Consider the following 20,431-nt stretch of genomic DNA (forward strand, 5'->3'; position numbering starts at 1 on the left):
CGGCGGCTCCGACCCCGCCGGTACAGGTGGAACGGGCGGCGGCTCCGACCCCGCCGGTACAGGTGGAACGGGCGGCGGTATGAGCCGTCTGGTCGCCGACATCCGCGTGGAGGAGGAGCTGACGCCGCGAGGGCTCCCCGTCGCGGACATCCTCGCCCCCAAGCGGATCCTGCTCACCGGCGTCACCGGATTCCTCGGCGCGTTCATCCTCGAAGAGCTCCTGCGAACCGGCGAGGCCACCCTGCACTGCCTGGTGAGGGCGGCGACCGCCGAGGAGGCGCGGGCGCGGGTGGAACGCACGCTGCGCGGCTACCAGGCGTGGGACGAGTCCTACCGGTCTCGCATCGTCGTCGAATGGGGAACCCTGGAGGAACCGCTGCTGGGGCTCACCCCCGAGCGGTTCGACGAACTGGCCGCGACCATCGACGTCATCTACCACTGCGGGGCGAAGGTCAACTTCGTCTACCCCTACTCGGCGCTGAGGGCGGCGAACGTCCTCGGCACCAAGGAGGTGCTCAGGCTCGCCTGCCGGGGGAGGGCGAAGGCGGTGCACCATATGTCGACCATCGACATCTTCGCCCACGGCGGGGACCGGTTGATCGCCGAGGAGGAGATGGGCGACCCCACCGGCATCGGCGACGGATACAGCCAGAGCAAGTGGGTCGCCGAGGAGATGGTGACGACCCTTCGCGACCGGGGCCTGCCCGTCGTGCTCTACCGGCCGTGGATCATCCTCGGGCACAGCCGTACGGGCGTCACGCACACGACCGACTACTCGTGCGTGCTGGTCAAGGGATGCATCCAGCTCGGTGCCGGGCCGGCGAACGACATGGCGCTGAACTTCATGCCGGTGGACTTCGTCAGCCGGGCCGTCGTGCACCTGTCGCGCCAGGAGGCGTCCTTCGGCCGCACCTTCCACTTCGCCAATCCGCGGAGCGTGGACCTGCGCGACATCTGGCAGTGGGTCGTGGACTACGGCTACCCGTTCGACGTGATCCCTTACGAGGACTGGTGCGAGAGGCTGCGCGCCGTGGATCCCGGCAACGCGCTGTTCCCCATCATCCCCCTGCTCAGCGGCGCCTTTCCCGACGAGCCCGCCCCGCGGATCAGCACGGCCGGCACCGACGCCGCCCTCGCCGGCACGGGCATCGAATGCCCGCCGATGGACCGCGAGCTGGGCCGCAAGATCCTGGCGAACCTGGTCGCCATCGGCTTCCTCGCGCCACCGGCCGAGGTCAGCGCTGCGGCGAAGCAGCCGTATGCGCCAAATGTGCAGCCCGTCTGAATCATCTGTTCTAGACGCTACGCCCGCACCGTTTCCGGTCCAGGGCGCGTCCACGTCCGGCGTATCTATGGCAACTGGAGTGACCCAGCGATGAGCGAGACAGGAACTCGAGGCTCCGCAACCGTCGGCCTGCTCCACCGGCTCATCGAGGAGCAGGTGCGCAGGACCCCCGAGTCGTGCGCGGTGACGCACCTGGACACCGACCTCACCTACGCCGAACTCGACGCCTGGGCCAACAGGCTCGCCCACCGCCTGCGGCGCCTCGGCGTCGGCCCCGAGACCGCCGTCGCGGTCATCGCGGAGCGCCGCGCGGAGACGGTGGTGGCCATGTACGCCGTGCTGAAGGCGGGCGGCGTCTACGTGCCGATCGACCCGGCCAACCCGCCGCGCCGGTTCCACTACCTGATGGCCGACTCCGGGGCCTCCGTGCTCATCACCCCGGAGGCGCTGAGCGGCGCCGCGCCCGAGGGCGAGTGGACCACCGTGCTCTCGGATCTGGAGCATCTCCAGGAGGAGCCGGCAGACCCGCCCTCGTCGCCCGTCCTCCCCGGCAACGCGGCCTACGTGATCTACACCTCCGGCTCCACCGGCGAGCCCAAGGGCGTGACGGTGGCGCACCGGCAGATCGTCCGCACGACCCTCGCGCAGCGGGACTTCGACCGGCCGGGACCGGCCTGCTTCCTGCTGCTCGTGTCGTTCTCCTTCGACGCCAGCGCGGTGGGCCTGTACTGGACCCTTGCCACCGGCGGCCAGGTCGTGGTGCCCTCCGCGGAGGAGCACCGGGATCCCCGGGCGCTGCGCGACCTCATCGCCAGGCATCGCGTGACCCACCTTGACTGCACGCCCTCCCTGTACTCGCTGATCCACGCCGACGACGCGGGGCCGCTGACCAGCCTCCACTGCGTGATGGTCGGTGGCGAGGCGTGCCCCCAGGCGCTCATCGAGCGGCACCACGCGTTGCTTCCCGGATGCCGGCTCATCAACAACTACGGGCCCACCGAGGCGACCGTGTGGACGACGACCGCCACCCTGACCCCCGGCGGCCCGGACGCCGTGGTGCCCATCGGCTTCCCGATCCCCGGCGCGGGGACCTACCTCCTGGACGGCGACCTCAACCCCGTCCCCGACGGCGAGGTCGGTGAGCTGTTCGTCGGCGGGACGGGCGTCGCCCGCGGTTACCACCGCAGGCCCGGCCTCACCGGTGAGTGGTTCCTGCCCGACCCGTGGGCCGCCGAGCCGGGCGGGCGCATGTACCGGACGGGTGACCGGGCGCGGCGGCTGCCCGACGGGCAACTGGAGTTCCGGGGCCGGGTGGACCACCAGGTCAAGGTGCGGGGTTACCGGGTGGAGCTGGCCGAGGTCGAGCACGCGCTCGCCGCCCACCCCGCCGTCGCGGAGGCGGTCGCCGACGTGCGCCCCCTCGGCGCCAGCCCGATCCTGGTGGCGTGGGCCTCCTGCGCCGACGGGCGGCGGGCCGACCCCGAAGAGCTGAAGGAGCACATGGCGGGCCTGCTGCCCGCGCACATGGTGCCGAGCAGGATCGTGCTCCTCGACCGGCTGCCGCGCAACGTCGCGGGCAAGGTCGACCGGGCCGAGCTCGCCGACCCGCGGCTGAACGGGGCGGCGACGGCCGGACGCGAGCTGACCGCGCTGGAGACCGACGTCGCGCAGCTGGTCACCGAGATCCTCGACGTCGAGGGCTTCGGGGCGACCGACAGCTTCTTCGACCTCGGGGCGACCTCGCTGCACCTGGCCCGGCTGGCGCTCGGCCTGTGGAGCCGCTTCGGCGTCAGCGTGCCGATGCACCAGTTGTTCGAGGTGCCCAATGTCGCCGGGGCAACGCGGATGCTGGAGGCCGCCAGGCGCAGCCAGGCCGAGGGGGCCGAGACCGGCGACCTCGAGGAAGTGCTGGCGCAGACGGTCCTCGACGAGTCGATCCGCCCCGCCGAGGGCATGGCCGAGGCCGATTGGAGCGAGCCGGAGCACATCCTGCTCACCGGCGCCACGGGGTACCTCGGCGCCTTCCTGCTCAAGGAGCTCCTCGATCGCACCGACGCGACGGTCTGGTGCCTGGTGCGCGCCGGATCGGCAGCCGAAGGCAAGGACCGGGTGCGTGAGGTCATGCGGACCTACCTCATCTGGGAGGACGCGTACGACACCCGGATCGAGGCGCTCCCCGGCGACCTCGCCGAGCCGCTGCTCGGCCTCGACGGCACCGGGTTCGCCCGGCTCGGCGGGATGATCGACGCCATCTACCACTGCGGCGCGCTGGTCAACTTCGTGTACCCCTACAGCGCGATCAAAGCGGCCAACGTGGACTCCGTCGCCGAGATCCTGCGCCTCGCCGTGACCGAGCGGCTCAAGGCGGTGCACTACATCTCCAGCATCGACGCCTTCCTGCACACCGGGCTCCAGCGGCCGTACATGGAGGACGAGGAGCTGGTGCCCGTGGAGGCGCCCGAGGCCTACGCCCGCAGCAAGTGGGCGGGCGACCACCTGACGCGCATCGGGCGCGAGCGGGGGATCCCCACCGCGATCTACCGCCCGGGGATGATGATCAGCCACACCGAGACGGGGGCCACCCAGACCAGTGACTACCTGTTGCTGCAGATCAAGGGCCTGCTGGAGTTCGGCGTGGTCCCGGACATCGACTACCTCTTCGACGCCATCCCCATCGACTACGCCGCGAGCGCGATCGCGCACATCTCGCTGCAGGAGAAGGCGATCGGCCGCAACTTCCACCTGTGGAACCAGCACCCGGTGCCGCTCACCGAGGTGTACGGCTGGGTCCGCTCGTTCGGGTACGTGTTCGAGACCGTCCCGCTGGAGACCGCCATCCAGCACCTGGTCACGCTCGGCCCGGACAACCCGCTCTTCCCGCTGCTGCCGCTGCTGTTCGAGCCGCGCGTGCGCTCGGTGCTGCCCGCCTTCACCGCGGAGGTCCTCGCCCAGACGAACCTGTTCGAGGAGTGCCGCAACACCCTCACGATGATCGCGGGCACCGGGATCGAGGCCCCGCTGATGACAACGGAGCTCGCGCACAAGTGCTTCTCCTACATGGTCGACGTCGGCTTCCTTCCCGACCCGGCCGAGCAGCGGGCCCGCCTCGCCGGCGCGCGGAGCATGCGATGAGCCTGGTCCTGCTCCAGCCCAGCCGGCTGCCGTACACCGAGCAGGAGCTACGGGTGACGCAGGACGCGCCGGCGCCGTTGCTGCTCGCCAGGCGACTGGCCGCCGGCCTGTCCTCGACCGACCTGCTGGAGCGGCTGCGGGTCCTGCCTGCGGCGCCCCACGGGGACGAACCCGCCCCGTACACCGGCCCCGCGGGCAGGCCGGAGATCGCCTATACCTACGACGAGCGGCTTCGCGAGTTCGACGCCTTCTTCGACGTGGTGAGGGTGGACCGGCCGGCCGACGGGGTGTTCTCCCGGGGGCTGCTGGTCGCCTACCGCTCGCTGCTCGAGGAGGGGATGGCCGCCGGAACCCGGATGAGCTGGGCCGACTGGTCGTCGTTGTGCGCGACGCTGCAGGAGATGATCTGCCTGGCCGTTGGCGAGGACCGGACCGCCGGCCGGGTCGCGGTGTCGGAGCCCCCGCTGCTGCGCTGGCACATGGACCCGCACCGCCGGTGGCGGGTCGGCCACCAGGTCTTCTTCGTGCTGACCCAGTGCGTGATCGTCGCGCTCCAGTCCTTCCGGTCCGCGCTCGCCGAGGAGGACCTCGCCGCGGCCCGCCGGAACCTGCGGCTGGTCACGCGGCTGTTCAACGGCTCCGCCGCGGCGTTCGTGTTCACCTCCGAGTTCAGCGCCGGCCAGTATGAGAACGGAGTTCGGCCGTCCATGGAACCACCCTTCGTCAGCCCCGGATTCAGCGGGCTGCTCTCTCCCGATCACCTCTACATGGTGAAGCTCTTCGCCCGGCTGCGGCCGGTGCTGCGCGCGCTGCCGGCGGAGCTGGCCCCCGACCACCGGGCGTTCGTCCGGGCGCTGGGCACGGTCTACGAGTCGCACAAGTACGTGTGCCGCAGGTTCGGCGGCGACACCGGAAGCAGCCTGCGCACCAGCGACGCGAGCGCGCTGCCCGCGGTCGACGTCATCCACGCGCTCAAGCTGGCGAGAACCAAGATCGTGGGGCGGTCATGAACCACGGGCCTTCGTTCGCGCATGTCCTATGGGAGAGGGCCCAGGAGAGCCCCGGCCGCGTCGCGATCAGCTTCGACGGCGAGGGCGCCGGCCTGACCTACGGCGGGCTGCACCGCCGCGCGGCGGCGCTGGCCGCGCGGCTGCGGCGGGCGGCCGCCCCGGGAGACCGCGCCGTGCTGCTGCTGCCGCCCGGTCTCGACTACGTCACCGCGTTCTTCGGCTGCCTGTACGCCGGAGTGATCGCGGTCCCCACCTACCCGCCCATGGACGACCGGCAGGTGCCGCGGCTGGTGTCCGTGCTCGCCGACGCCCGGCCCCGGGTGGTGCTCACCCTCGCCGGCCTGACCGACCTCACACGGGAGAGCCTGGCCGCTCACGGCGTCACGGAACCGATGGTGTGGCTGCCCGTCGACGCGGACGGCCAGGAGCCGGGAGACGACGGCCCTCCGCCGGTCCGCGCGGACGACGTGGCGTTCCTGCAGTACACCTCGGGGTCGACCAGCGCTCCCAAGGGCACGATCGTCACGCACGCCAACCTGCTCGACAACTCCGCCGCGATCCGAGCCCTGTTCGGCCACAGCCAGGACAGCGTGGGGGTCATCTGGCTGCCGCCGTACCACGACATGGGCCTGATCGGCGGGATCCTGCAGCCCGTCTACGCCGGATTCCCCGTCGTGCTGATGTCGCCGCTGACCTTCCTCGCCGACCCCGGGAAGTGGCTCGCCGCGGTGAGCGAGCACCGCGCCACCACGAGCGGCGGTCCCAACTTCGCCTTCGACCTGTGCGTCCGCAAGATCACTCCCGAGCGGCGCGAAGGCCTGGACCTGTCGAGCTGGTCCGTGGCCTTCTGCGGCGCGGAGCCGGTCCGCCGGGAGACCATGGACCGGTTCGTGGCCGCGTTCGGGCCGTACGGGTTCGCGCGCGAGGCGCTGTATCCCTGTTACGGCCTGGCGGAGAGCACGCTCATCGCCTCAGGCGGGACCAAGGGCGCCGGCCTGCGCGAGCTGCCGGTCGAATCGCACTCCGCGCGGGACCGCGGCGTGATCTCCTGCGGCAGGGCGATCCCCGGGCACGTGATCGAGACGCTCCGGCCGGGCGAGACCACGCCGGTGCCGGACGGCGAGATCGGCGAGATCTGCGTACGCGGGCCGAGCGTCGCCCAAGGCTACTGGAACGCTCCCGCGGGCACCGAGGACACCTTCTCGGTCGGCGAGGACGGCGTGCGACTCCTGCGCACCGGCGATCTGGGCTTCCTCAGCGACGGCGAGCTGTACGTGACCGGCCGTCTCAAGGACCTGGTCATCGTCCGTGGCCGCAACCTGGCGGCCGAGGATGTCGAAGACGCCCTCTACGGATGCCACGGGGCGATCCGCCCCGGCGGGGTCGCCGCCTTCGAGGTGGACCTGGGGGAGGAGACGGCGCTGGCCGTCCTGGTCGAGCTGTCGGACCTCGGCCCCTCGGTACGCGCCGAGGTGACCGCGGAGATGCAGCGCGCGCTCGCCGCCGCGCTGGGGGTACGCGCCGAGCGGATACTGTTCGCCCGGCGGGGGACCATCCCCAAGACGTCCAGCGGCAAGATCCGCCGGAGCGAGTGCCGCCGGCGCTACGTGGCGGGCGAGCTCCACCTGGTGGCCGACGAGCTCACCGGCGCCCATGGGCCGGGCGGGGACGACGTGGCGCCCCGGCTGGCCGAACGCATCGCCGAGCTGGCCCGCGTCGTGCTGGAGGCGCCGGCCTCCGCGATCGGGACGGAGGCCCCGCTCACCTCGGCGGGCCTCGACTCGCTGCGCGCCGTCGAACTGTGCCACGTCGTACGGCGCGAGCTGGCGATGGACCTGTCGCTACGTGACCTGCTCGCCGGCGCGAGCGCGCGGGACCTGGCCCGCACGGCCACCCCGGATCCGGGCACCCCGCCCGGTGCCCCGGCCACGCCGAACGGGCCCGAACCGGCGGCCACGCCGGGCGCGGGTGTGAACGGCGCCGGGGTGAACGGCGCCAGGGGTGTGAACGGGGCCGTGGAGACGTCCGGTGGCGCGGAGGACGACCTGAGCGACGGCGAGCTGGGACTGTGGCTGGCCGGCCGGCTGTCCGGGGATCCCCTGCACTACGTCGTGTCCGTCGCCCTGGATCTGGCCGCCCCCGTCGATCCCGCGGTGCTCCACCTGACCGTCCGGGTGCTCGCCGACCGGCACCCCGCGTTGCGTACCTACTTTCCCGAAGTGGCCGGGCGGCCCCGGCGCCGTCCGTGCCTGGAACCGCTCACGCTGCGTGTCACCGACCTGGGCGACGTGGACGACGCGGAGTTCGAGCGAGCGGTGCGGGACCACGCGAGCGAGGGCATCGACCCGGCGGCCGGGCCGCTGTGGCGGGTGAGCCTCGTCCGGCGCTCCCGTGGGGCCATGGGGAGCCATGGCGTCCTGGTGCTGGCCGTCCACCACATGGCCTGCGACGTGTGGTCGCTGGACCTGCTCGCCAGGGAGCTCGGCGAAGGTTACGTCCTGCTATCCCGTGGGGGGCGGCCGGACTGGAAGCCCGCGGGCGACCCCGCCGTGCTCGCCGCCCGCCGGGCCCGGCTGCTGTCCGGCGACCGGGGCCGGGAACTGGCCGAGTTCTGGCGTGGGCACCTGCGCCGGCCCCCGCCTCCCGCAGCGCTTCCGCAGGCCAGGCCGCACCCCCTGGCCGCGGGCGGGCACGGCGTGCGCACGACTGAGGAGGCCCGCGCGTCCGCCGGCAGGTACGACCTGCGCGCCCCCGAGGCCGTCGTCGAACGTCTGCGTGCCCTGGTGCGCGAGACGGGCGCCACGCCGTACACGGTGCTGGTGACGGGGCTCGCGTGGGCGCTGTACCGCTACACCGGCGAGCGGCGCTTCGTGCTCGGCATGCCCGCCTCCGGACGCCTGGACCCCGAGTCCGCCTCGGCGGTCGGCTACTTCGTCAACCCGCTGCCGCTGGTCTGCGAGATCGACCCGGCCGAGGACTTCCGCGCCCACCTGCGCAGGTTCGCCGGACGGGTGGCCGACGCGCAGGCCCATCAGGACTACCCCTACCAGCGGATACTCAACGACCGTGCCCCGGCGGACCACGGGGGCGAGCTGATCCGCGTCCTGGTCGCCCAGCAGCAGGCGCCGAGCGGCCACGCAGTGTCCCTGCTCGCCGCCGCGCCGGCGGAGGGCCTGCGGCTGGGCGGGCTCGAGGTACGGACCCGGTTCATCACGCAGCACACCGTGCCGTTCGAGCTGTCGGTCGAGATGGTGGCGACGGACGCGGGGCTCGGCTGGTCGCTGGCCTATGACACCGGAGCGCTCGCGGGCGCCGACGTCGAGGCGTTCGCGAGCCACGCGATGCGCCTGCTCGGCGAGGTCACCGCGGCCCCGTGGCTGCGGCCGGGCGAGGTGGAGATCCTCTCGGCCGACGAGCGCGCCCTGCTGCTGGAGCGCTGGAACCCGGGTACCACACAGGACGAGGACCCCGGGTCGGCGGGACCGGAGGCACCCGCCGCCGGGATCCACGAGGCCGTGCTGTCGATGTGCGCGGCCAGGCCCGACGACGTCGCCGTCCGGGACGAGCACGGCCGGTTGACCTTCGGCGAGCTCGATCGCCGCAGTGCCGGGCTGGCATCCGTGCTGCGGGCCCATGGCGCGGGCGGCGAGCGGCCGGTGGCCCTGCTGATGCCGCGCTCGGCGGATCTCGTGGTCGCCATGGTCGCGGCCATGCGAGCCGGATCTCCGTACCTGCCGCTGGACGTCGACCACCCCGACGCCAGGCTGGCGGCGATCCTCCAGGACGCCCGGCCGGCCGTGGTGGTCACCACCGCCGGCCTGGCCGCGACCCGCCCGATCCTGCGCGGGCACCCGGTACTGGTCGAGGACATCACCGTGAACCCTGCCCACCCGGTTCCCCCGACGGAACCGGCAGGGATGGACGGTCTGCCGGGCCGGGGCGGACCGGCCGATCCGGAGGGCCGTAGGGAGGCCGTGCCGGCGTCGTCGGCGGCGCATCCGGACGGGCTCGCGTACGTCATCTACACCTCCGGCTCCACCGGAGCGCCCAAGGGCGTGGCGTGCGGGCATCGGGGGCCGCTGAACCTGGCGGCGGACCTGCGGTCCCGGGTCCCCATCGGACCCGGTGACCGCTGCGGCTGGTGGACCAGCCCGGGTTTCGACGTGTCGGTGCACGAGGTGTTCTCCGCGCTCACCGCCGGGGCGGCGGTGGAGGTGTGCCCGCCGCACGCCCGCGACGACGCCCGCGCGCTCATGGAGTGGGCCGCCGACCGCCGGATCACTGGCGCGTACCTGCCCCCGCACCTGCTGCCCGACATCGCCGAATGGCTGGCGCGCGACCCGGGCCGTATCCGGTTGCGGTGGGTGCTGGTCGGGGTGGAGCCGATCCCCGAGCCGCTGCTGCGGCGGATCATCGAGCTGGTGCCGGGCCTTGCCATCGTCAACGGCTACGGGCCGACCGAGTCCGCCGTGTGCGCGACGTTCCACGAGGTGGATCCCGCCGGCACCGAGCAGGGCGTCACGCCGCTGGGCAGGCCGCTGCGGAACTGCTCGGTCTACCTGCTGGACGAGCGGATGAACCCGGTGCCGATCGGCGCCGTCGGCGAGATCCACATCGGCGGGCACGGCCTGGCCCGCGGCTACCACGGCCGTCCGGGCCTGACCGCGGAGCGGTTCGTTCCCTCGCCCTTCGCGCCGGGCCGGCGCCTCTACCGGACCGGGGACCTGGCGCGCTACCGGCGCACCGGAGAGCTGGTCTTCGTCGGCCGGGCCGACCACCAGGTGAAGGTGCGCGGCATGCGGGTCGAGCCGCGGGAGATCGAGACCGTCATGACCGGGCACGCCGCGGTGACGGCCGCCGTCGTGCTCGCCGAGGGCGCCCCGTCCGGTACACGGCTGATCGGCTACGCCCGGGTCGCACCGGAGCTGGTCGACGAGCCGAGCCTCGCCAGGGACATCGCGCGGCATCTGAGGGCCCGGCTTCCCGGACCGATGGTCCCCGGCCAGATCGTGCTCGTCGGCGACTGGCCGACCACGGTCAACGGCAAGATCGACAGAGAGCGGCTGCCACGCCCCCGCCCCGCCGCCAGGGAGCACGTCGCTCCCATCGGTGAGGTCGAGACGGTGGTCGCCGAGGTCTGGTCCCGCCTGCTGGAGCAGCCGGTGGTGGGCCGTACGGACGACTTCTTCGAGCTGGGCGGACAGTCCCTGCTCGCCGTGCGGGTCTCCGCCGAGCTGGCGCGGCGGCTGGACCTGGCGGTGGAGCCGGGACAGGTGATGCGGCATCCGACGGTCGCGATGCTCGCCGCGACGCTGGCCGAGCTGCCCGCGCGGCCGGTGGGCCCGGTCGCCGCCGACCTCGACCGGGAACTGCTGGAGCACGTCGCCGCCCTCCCGGCGGAGGCTTTCGAATACCTCGACCTGGAGGCTGGGGGAGACAGGCTGTGACCGTTTCGCCGACCACACTGACCGACGCTCAGCGCGCGCTGCTCGCCCGGATGACGGCCGCGCCGGGGGAGCGCGACGGGCTGTTCCCCGCGACCGCCGCGCAGAGCGCCCTGTGGTTCCTCGACCAGCTCACCCCGGGTGAGAGCGCCTACCACATGCCGGCGCTGCTGCGCCTGCGCGGACCGCTGGCGCAGGAGCGGCTGGCCGGCGCGCTGCAGGGGGCCGTCGACCGGCACGAGGCGCTGCGCACCACGTTCGTCGGCGTGGGCGGCCGGCCGCTGCAGCGTGTCGCCAGGCGTTCGGCCCACCACCTGGCCACGGTGGACGCCACCGGCCGGGATCTCGGCGAGGTGCTCGTGGAGGCGGCGAAGGAGGCACACGCCCCCTTCGACCTGAAGGAAGGGCCCCTGCTGCGCTCGGTCTTGTGGCGGCTCGGCGAGGACGACCACCTGCTGCTGCTCGTGGCGCATCACATCGTCGCGGACGGATGGTCCGTGGGCGTGCTGCTGGAGGAACTGGCCGCCGACATCAGCGATCACCGCCTGCCGCCGTACCCGGTCGAGCAGGCGCAGCCGGTCGATCTCGCGTTACGGGAGATCTCGTCGGCGCGGAACGGCGCGTTGGCGCGGAACGGCGGCGCGGTGCGGTTCTGGGTCGAGACGCTCGCCGGCGCCGGCCCGTCCGGGCTGCCCGAACGCGTCGACGAGCCTGCGGACCGCGCCTGCGGGACGGTGCGGCTGCCCCTTCACCGGGAGCTGGCCGAAAGGGTGCGGGAGTTCGCGCGCGAGCGGCGGACCACCGACCACGCCGTCTACCTCTCCGCGCTCGCGGCCCTGTGCCACCGGATGACCGGCCGGACCGATGTCGTGGTCGGCGTCCCGTTCGCCCGCCGCGACACCCCCGACACCCAGCGGACCGTGGGTTTCCTGGTCAACACCCTGCCGCTGAGGATCACCTGGGACGGCGACCCCGCGTTCGCGGAGCTGGCCACGATCACCGCCCGCGCGCTGCGCGACGCGATGGCCCACGGCGAGGTGCCGTTCGACCTCATCAGGGAGCGGGTCACCGAGGCCAGGCAGGGTGACCGCGCGCCGCTCTTCGACATCATGCTGACGGTCGACCCCGAACTGCTGCCCGGCGGGCGCCTCGGGGGGCTGGACGTCGAGCCGATCCCGCTCCAGCCGCGCTCGGCGAAGTTCCCGCTCACCCTCGGCATCGGTTACAGCGCAGGGGAGCCCTTCCTCACCTGCGAGTACGACACCGGGCGCTTCGACGCGGGACTGGCCCAGAGCCTGTCGTCGTCGCTGGTCACCCTGCTGGGCGCCGCGATCTCCGCTCCCTGGACCCCGCTCGCCGAGATCGCCCTGCCCGCCGCCGCGCCACAGGCCCGGCTCGGTCACGGACCGGACCTGCCGGACGTCCTGGCCGGGGCCGGACTCGGCGAGGCGGTGGCCGGGGTGGCCGCCACCGATCCGGGCAGGCTCGCCCTGGCCGACCAGGAGCGGCGCCTCACCTACGGCGAGCTGATGGCCGAGGCCGACCGGCTGGCGGCGGTCCTTCGGTCGGAATGCGCGGGCGCGACGTTGGCCCGGCGGCCGGTGGCGGTGTGCCTGGAACGCGGTGTCGACCAGGCGGTCGCGTGCCTCGCGGTCGTCCGCGCGGGCGGGCACTACCTCGCGCTGGACCCGGCCGACCCGGTGGAACGCCACTGGAACCTCATCGCGGAGAGCGATCCCTGCCTGCTCGTGACGACGAGCGAGATCCTCCTCGCGCTGGGCCCCGCCGGTGTCAGGACGATCAGCCTGGACCGGCTCGGGCCGCGGACACAGGACGCCTACGAGCCGCCCCCGGGATGGCCCGGCGCCCCCGCCGCCGTCATCCAGCCCGGCGGCCCGGTCCCGGGATCCGCGTGCCTTCTGCTCACCCACGAGGCGGTCGCCCGCCCGGCCGCCGGTGCCCGGGCGGCCATCGACGCCCTGCCCGCCGGCGGCGCGTCGCCGGGCCGGGTGTGCCTGCTCACCGGGGCGGTGTCGTCATCCGTCGCGCTGTGGGAGCTGTGGACGACCCTGCTCACCGGCTCCAGCGGAGTGATCCTCCCTCCCGGCGCCCTCACCCCGGAGGCGGTCGGCGCCGCCGTCCGCGAGCACGGAGTCACCACCGCGCTGCTGACGACCCGGCTGTTCCGCGAGATCGTCCACGACGACCCCGAGGCGCTCGAACCGCTCACCGAACTGCTGATCGGCGGGGAGGCCCTGTCGGCGCGGCACGTCCGCGCGGCCGGGCGGAGCCTCGGGCGTACGACGCTGGCCGGCGTCTACGGGCCGCCAGAAGGCCCGGCGGTGGCGGTGGCGGGAAGGGCCGGCGGGTCCGCGCGATCGGGCGTGCCCGAGGCCTCGTGCGGGCTTCCCGTGGCCGGGGTCGAGGTCCACGTGCTCGACGCCGCGCTGCGCCCCGTGCCGGTGGAGGCCGTCGGCGAGATCTACCTGGGCGGCCCGGCGATCGCCACCGGCTACCTGAACCGCCCGGCCCTGACGGCCGAGCGCTTCGTGCCCTCGCCGTTCGGCACCGGGCGGCGGCTCTTCCGGACCGGCGACCGGGGCAGGTCACGGGCGGACGGAACGCTCGTGGTGACCGCCGCGCAGGACAGGCGCCTGGAGATCGGCGGACGGCACGTCGCGGCCAGCGAGGTCGAGGCCCGGCTGGCCACCCACCCACGGGTCGCCGACGTCCTGCTCGCGGTACGCGACGACGAGCGGGGCGAGTCCCGGCTGGTCGCCTACGTCGTCCCGGGCGGTGGCGAGCCACGCCACCACGAGCTGAGGGAACTGGCGAGCGCGCACCTGCCCGCCGCCGCCGTACCGGACGCGTTCCTCACGGTGGAGCGGATCCCGCTGGACGGCGACGGCCGGCCGGACGTGGACGCGCTGCCGCGACCGGCGCCCGCGCGGGAATCAACAGAGCCCGAGCCTCCGGCCACCGATCTGGAACGGCTGGTCGCACGGGCCTGGGCGGACGCACTGGGCCGCGACGTCCGGGGGATCTCACGCTCCGACGACTTCTTCCGGCTCGGCGGGCACTCGCTGCTCGCCACCCGCGTCGTCGCCCGGCTCGCCGACGAGCTGTCCAGGCCGGTGCCGGTGCAGGTGGTGTTCGACCATCCGACGCTCGCCGCGTCGGCCGAGGCCCTGTCCGACGTCGGCGAGGGCGAGGCGATCCCGCCGGTGGTGCCGGTACGGGACCGCGACCGGATGCCGCTGTCGTTCGCCCAGCAGCGGCTGTGGTTCATGCACCAGTACGACCCGGCCGGCTCGCAGTTCAACATGCCGCTCGCCGTGCGCCTGCGCGGCGACCTGGACGTCGAGGCCCTCCACGGTGCGCTGAACCTGGTGGTCGACCGGCACGAGACGCTCCGGACGACCTTCGAGGCCGACGGTGACGTTCCCCGGCCGAGGATCCGGGCCGATCACGGGCTCGTGGTCGCCGTCGTGGACGCGGAGCACAGGGGCGTCGACGCGGACCGGGTGCTCCGGCAGGCGGCGCTCGCCCCGTTCGATCTCACCGGCGACCTGCCGATCAGGGCCGTCCTGGTGCGTTCCGCGGCGGCCGAGCACGTGCTGCTGGTGGTGGTGCACCACATCGCCTGCGACGGGTGGTCGGTGGGCGTGCTGGCGGCGGAGCTGTCGGCCGCGTACGCGGCGCTGCGCGACGGGCGGACGCCCGCGCTGCCCGAACTGCCCGTTCAGTACGGGGACTTCTCGGCCTGGCAGCGGGACCGGCTGTCGGGCGAGGTGCTGCGGGCGGAGCTGGAGCACTGGACGCGGGCGCTGGCGGGCGCGCCGCCCGTACTGCACCTGCCGGGCGACCACCCTCGCCCGCCGGTCTTCCGCCACCGTGGCCGGACCCTTCCGATCGGACTCGGCACCGGCCCCGGCGAGGCCGTGCGGCGGATCGCCGCCGAGCACGACCTCACCCCGTTCATGGTGCTGCTCACGGCGCTGGCGGTCGTGCTGCGCCACTGCGCCGGCCAGGAGGAGGTCGTCGTCGGCACGCCGGTCGCGGGCCGCCCGCGCCCGGAGGTCGAGAACCTGATCGGCTGCTTCATCGACGTGCTGCCGTTGCGGGTCGACGTGTCGGGGGATCCCTCCGTGAAGGAACTGCTCGCACGGGTGCGACGGGTGTGCGTCGAGGCGTACGCGCACCAGCAGGTGCCGTTCGAGCGGCTCGTGGCGCACCTGCGCCCGGAGCGGGACCTGTCACGGACCCCGGTCTTCCAGGTGATGCTCGCCCTGCAGAGCGGGCCCGCACCGGCCCTCGACCTGGACGGCGTCGAGGCGGCGCCGTATCCGATGGACAACGGCACCGCCCAGCACGATCTCAGCCTGTGGCTGCGTGACGAGCCGGGGAGAATCACCGGCCACGTCGAGTTCAACCGCGACGTGTTCGAGCAGGACGGCGTGACCCGGCTGGTCGCCCGGCTGGGCACGGTGCTGGAGTGGCTCGCCGACGCCGGCCCCGGGGACCCGGTGTCGGGCGTGGACGTGGTGCCGGCGGCGGGGCTGGCCGCGGTGGGCGAGGCGGGCACCGGCGCCGAGGCCGTGGTGCCCGGCGGTTCGGTGGCCGACGTGCTGCTGGACGGCCGGGACTTCGCGGTGGCGGACGGCGAGCGCCTGACGGAGGAGCTGTCGCGCGATCAGGTGGCGGAGATGGCGCGCTCGATCGCCGGGTCGCTGGCCGCGCGCGGTGTGCGGCGGGGCGACGCGGTGGGGGTCATGCTGCCGCGCTCACCGCTGGTGGTGCCGGTGCTGCTCGGCGTGTGGCTGGCGGGGGCGGCGTACGTGCCGCTGGACCCGGAGTTCCCCGCCAAGCGGCTGGGCTTCATGATCGCCGATTCGGGAGCGCGGGTGGTCATCGGCGCGGCCGGCCTGGTGGACCGCGTCGCCGGGCCAGGGCTGGACATCGTGGTCCTGGAAGAGCTGCCCGCCAGTGTGGCGGCGCCCGCGGTCACGGTGTCCGGGACCGACCTGGCGTACGTGATGTACACCTCCGGGTCCACGGGACGCCCCAAGGGCGTGATGGTGCCGCACGCGGCGGTGCTGAACCTGCTGGCGTCGATGGTGGCCGAGCCGGGGCTTGGGCCGGATGACGTGCTCGTCGCGGTGACGACGCTGTCGTTCGACATCTCGGTGCTGGAGCTGTTCGGCCCGCTGCTCGCCGGGGCCCGGCTGGTGGTGGCCGGCGCGGCGCAGGCGGCCGACCCCGTGCTGCTCGCGGAACTGGTCGACGCGTGCGGCGCGACGGTGACGCAGGCCACCCCGGCGACCTGGCGGCTGCTGCTGGAGTCCGACCGGCGCCCCGCGCGCCCGCTGCGGGTGTGGTCGGGCGGGGAGGCGCTGCCGCCGGAGGTGGCGGCCGGGCTGCTGGCGGCCGGGCACACGGTGGTGAACCTGTACGGGCCGACCGAGACGACGATCTGGTCGGCGGCGGGCGAGGTCGGCGACCCCGGCCGGATCACCCTGGGCCGCGCCGTGGCCAACACCAGGCTTTACGTGCTGGACGACCGGATGCGCCCTGTGCCCGCGGGCGCGGTCGGCGAGCTGCACATCGGCGGCGCCGGGGTGGCGCGGGGCTACCTGGGCCGGCCAGGGCTGACCGCCGAACGCTTCGTGCCCTCGCCGTTCGCCGCGGACGAGCGGCTGTACCGCACCGGCGACCTGGCCAGGTTCGGCTCCGACGGCTCGCTGTCCTTCGCCGGCCGGGCGGACGGGCAGGTCAAGGTGCGAGGCCACCGCATCGAGCTCGGCGAGGTCGAGACCCGGCTGGCCGGCCACCCCGAGGTCGCCGAAGCCGTGGTGACGGTCCGCGACGACAGGCTCGTCGCCTACATCGTGACGGGGCCGACCCCGCCGTCCCTCGCGGAGCTCCGCGACCACCTGCGCGACCTGCTGCCGGAGTACATGATCCCCTCGGCCCTCGTCGTCCTGGACCAGATCCCCCGCACCCTCAACGGCAAGACCGACCGCAACGCCCTGCCCGCGCCCCCGGGCCTTCGGCCCTCCGCGGGCAGGGTCGCGCCGCGTACCCCGCTGGAGGCGGTGGTCCTGCAGGTCTTCGGCGACGTGCTGGGCGCGGGCACCGACACGATCTCGGTGCTCGACGACTTCTTCGGCCTCGGCGGGCACTCCATGCTCGCGACCCGCGCGGCCGGACGGCTGTCGAGGATCCTCAGGCGCAGGGTGTCGCTGCGGCAGCTGTTCGAGCACCCGACCGCCGCCGCGCTCGCCGCCGAGCTGGCGTCCGCCACCGGCCAGGAGCACGACCGGCCGCCGCTGGTCCCGGCCGGCGGGCACGAACCGGCCCCGCTGTCCTTCGCCCAGCGGCGCCTGTGGTTCCTGCACCGGCTGGAGGGATCCGGCGCGACCTACAACATTCCCCTCGCGCTGCGCCTTTCCGGCCCGCTGGACCGGACGGCGCTCGCCGCGGCACTGGACGACGTGGTTGCCAGGCACGAGAGCCTGCGCACCGTCTTCCCCGACGTCGAGGGCGCCGTCCATCAGGTCGTCCTCGATCCCGGCGCCGCGGCCGTCCCGATGGAGATCGTGGACACCACGGAGGAGGGGCTGCGGGCACGCCTCGACGCGGCCTCACTTCACGGCTTCGACCTGGCACGGGAGATCCCGCTGCGCGCCTGGCTGTTCGCCGCCGGTCCCGATGAGCACGTGCTGCTCCTGGTCATCCACCACATCGCCGGTGACGAGGCATCCCTGCGGCCGTTCCTGCGCGACCTCGCCCACGCCTATCTCGCCCGCCGCCAGGGCCGGGCACCCCGGTGGTCTCCGCTTCCCGTGCAGTACCGCGACTACGCGATCTGGCAACGGCGGGCGCTCGGCGTCCCGGGCGATCCGGCAGGCCCGCTGGGCGGGCAACTGGCCTACTGGCGCGAAGCGCTGCGGGACCTTCCCGCGGAGCTGCGGCTGCCCGCCGACCACCGGCGGCCGGCGGTGGCGACCCACCGCGGTGACACGGTGGGCTTCCGGCTCGGCGCCGAGACCCTCCAGGAGCTGCGCGACCTGGCCCGCCAGAGCGGGGTGACCCCCTTCATGGTGGTGCAGGCGGCGGTGGCCGCGCTGCTCACGCGGCTCGGCGCGGGGACCGACATCCCCCTGGGGACCCCCGTCGACGCCCGCGGTCACGAGGCGCTGGACGACCTGATCGGGCTGTTCCTCAACACCCTGGTGCTGCGCACCGACACCTCGGGGGACCCCACCTTCCGCCGGCTGCTCGCGAGGGTCCGCGAGACCGACCTCGTGGCGCAGGAGCATGCGGAGCTGCCCTTCGAGCAGCTTGTCGAGGCGCTCAACCCGGCTCGCTCGCTGTCCACGCATCCACTGTTCCAGGTCGTGGTCGCCTACCAGAGCGCCCCGCCGCCCGTACTCGACCTGCCGCAGCCGGCCGTCCGCGTGGAGGAGGTACGGCCGGTCGCCGCCAAGTTCGACCTCGGGTTCGCGTTCAACGAGCACCCGGACGGCATCGAGGGAAACCTCGTCTACGCGCTCGACCTCTTCGACCGCGAGACGGCGGTGGCGATCGTGGACCGGCTGGAGCGGCTGCTGCGAGGCGCGGCGGCCGACCCCGACCGGCCCATCGGCGACATCCCGGTTCTCAGCGAGGACGAGCGCCGCCGGCTGGCCCTGGACTGGAACGACACGGCCAGCGAGGTGCCCGACGAATGCTGGCCGGACTCCTTCGAGGCGCAGGTCGCCAGGGACCCCGGCCGTGTCGCGATCGTCTTCGAGGACAGGTCCCTGACCTACGCCGAGCTGGACGCGGCGGCGAACCGGCTGGCCCACCTGCTCATCGAACGCGGCGCCGGGCCGGAACGGCTGGTGGCCCTCGCACTGCCGCGCTCACCCGAACTGTTCGTCGCACTGATCGCCGTGCTCAAGTCCGGCAGCGGCTACCTGCCGCTGGACACGGACAACCCCGCCGCCCGCATCCGGTTCATGCTGGCCGACGCCCGCCCGGTGCTGCTGCTCGCCACCCGCGAGACGGCCCCGGCCCTGCCGCCGGACGCGCCGGTCATCCTGCTGGACGACCCCGCCGTGGCCGCGTCGCTCGCCGGCCGGCCCGGCACCGCCCCGACGGACGCCGACCGCGCACGGCCGCTGTCGACCGGCAACACGGCGTACGTGATCTACACCTCGGGGTCCACCGGGGAGCCGAAGGGTGTGATCGTGACCCACGCGGGCGTGCCGAGCCTGGTGGCCACGGCGGTCGAGCGCTTCCAGGTGAACTCCGGCAGCCGGATCCTGCAGTTCGCCTCCGTCGGCTTCGACGTGGCCTTCTGGGAGCTCAGCATGGCGCTGCACACCGGCGCACGGCTGGTCGTCGTCCCCGCCGACCGGCGCGTGTCCGGCGCCCCGCTCACCGGCTACATCGCCGAGCACGGGGTGACGCACCTGGCGCTGCCGCCCTCGCTGCTGGCCGTCCTGCCCCCCGGCTGTGACCTGCCGCCCGACGTCACCGTGCTGACCGGGTCCGAGACCGTCCCCGCCGAGGTGGTGACGCGGTTCTCCCCGGGCAGGCGGCTGCTGAACGCCTACGGCCCGACGGAGGCCACGGTGAACTCCACGCTCTGGGAGGCCACCGCGGGGTGGGACGGCGACTCGGTGCCGATCGGCCGCCCCGACTCCAACACCCGGACCTTCGTGCTCGACCCCGCCCTGCGGATGGTGCCGCCGGGGGTGGTGGGCGAGCTGTTCATCTCCGGCCCCGGCCTGGCACGCGGCTACGCCGGCAGGCCGGGCGCCACCGCGGCGGTGTTCGTCCCCGACCCGTTCGGCCCCCCGGGCTCCCGGATGTACCGGACCGGCGACCTGGCCAGATGGACGGCCGCGGGAGTGCTGGAGTTCGCCGGGCGGACGGACGCCCAGGTCAAGATCCGGGGATTCCGCATCGAACCCGGTGAGATCGAGGCCGCCCTCGTGCGGCACCCGGATGTGCTGGAAGCCGTCGTCGTCCCCGGTGCCACGCGGGCGGGCGGCACCCGTCTGATCGCCTATGTCGGGACCGGGCGCGCCGGTGAGGGCGCGATCACCGGCCTGCGTGCCCACGTCGCGGAGACGCTGCCCGGTTACATGGTGCCCTCGATGTTCGTGCTGCTCGACGAGCTTCCCCGCGCGGCGAACGGCAAGGTCGACCGGGAGAGGCTGCCGGAGCCGGTGGCGCAGGCCGACACCGTGCTCGACCCGCCGGAGACCGACCTCGAACGCGCGGTGGCCGCCGTGGTGCGCGAGGTGCTGGAAGTGCCGGCCATCGGCCTCCAGGACGACCTGTTCGAGCTCGGCGGCCACTCGCTGCAGATACCGCGGATCGCCGCCCGGCTCGCCGAGCGGACCGGCGTGGAGATCGCCCTGCGTGACGTCTTCCTGGCCCCGACCGTCGCCGGGATGGTCGAGGCCGTGGACCGGACACGCGGCTCGACGGCCGCGCCGATCACACGGGTCGACCGCCGCGAGCGACGTCGCGGTCCCGGCCGGCCGCGGAACGGAGAGTGAGGC

General features: G+C 73.9%; 5 protein-coding genes. All 5 read left to right on the plus strand.

The window, feature by feature from the left end; translation table 11 throughout:
- Positions 1 to 1,285: SDR family oxidoreductase (locus tag ABD810_RS20085; protein ID WP_344942251.1), on the plus strand; the 1,285-nt coding region annotated here is incomplete at its 5' end.
- A gap of 90 nt (positions 1,286 to 1,375) precedes the next feature.
- Positions 1,376 to 4,417 carry a non-ribosomal peptide synthetase gene (locus tag ABD810_RS20090; protein ID WP_344942255.1) on the plus strand — a complete coding sequence of 1,014 codons (3,042 nt, stop codon included), beginning with the start codon at positions 1,376 to 1,378 and terminating at the stop codon, positions 4,415 to 4,417.
- A complete protein-coding gene (locus tag ABD810_RS20095; RefSeq protein ID WP_344942258.1) occupies positions 4,414 to 5,427 on the plus strand; it encodes a hypothetical protein in 1,014 nt (337 codons plus the stop codon). The genes ABD810_RS20090 and ABD810_RS20095 overlap by 4 nt, the downstream gene beginning before the upstream one ends.
- Positions 5,424 to 10,874 (plus strand): amino acid adenylation domain-containing protein, encoded by a 5,451-nt coding sequence (locus tag ABD810_RS20100; protein ID WP_344942261.1) that lies wholly within the window; start codon positions 5,424 to 5,426, stop codon positions 10,872 to 10,874. The genes ABD810_RS20095 and ABD810_RS20100 overlap by 4 nt, the downstream gene beginning before the upstream one ends.
- Complete coding sequence (locus ABD810_RS20105; protein ID WP_344942263.1) at positions 10,871 to 20,428, plus strand: non-ribosomal peptide synthetase; 9,558 nt, start codon at positions 10,871 to 10,873, stop codon at positions 20,426 to 20,428. Before ABD810_RS20100 ends, ABD810_RS20105 begins: the two co-directional genes overlap by 4 nt.
- Positions 20,429 to 20,431 lie beyond the last annotated feature (3 nt).

This window comes from Sphaerisporangium flaviroseum (genome assembly GCF_039537005.1).
GTDB lineage: Bacteria > Actinomycetota > Actinomycetes > Streptosporangiales > Streptosporangiaceae > Sphaerisporangium > Sphaerisporangium flaviroseum.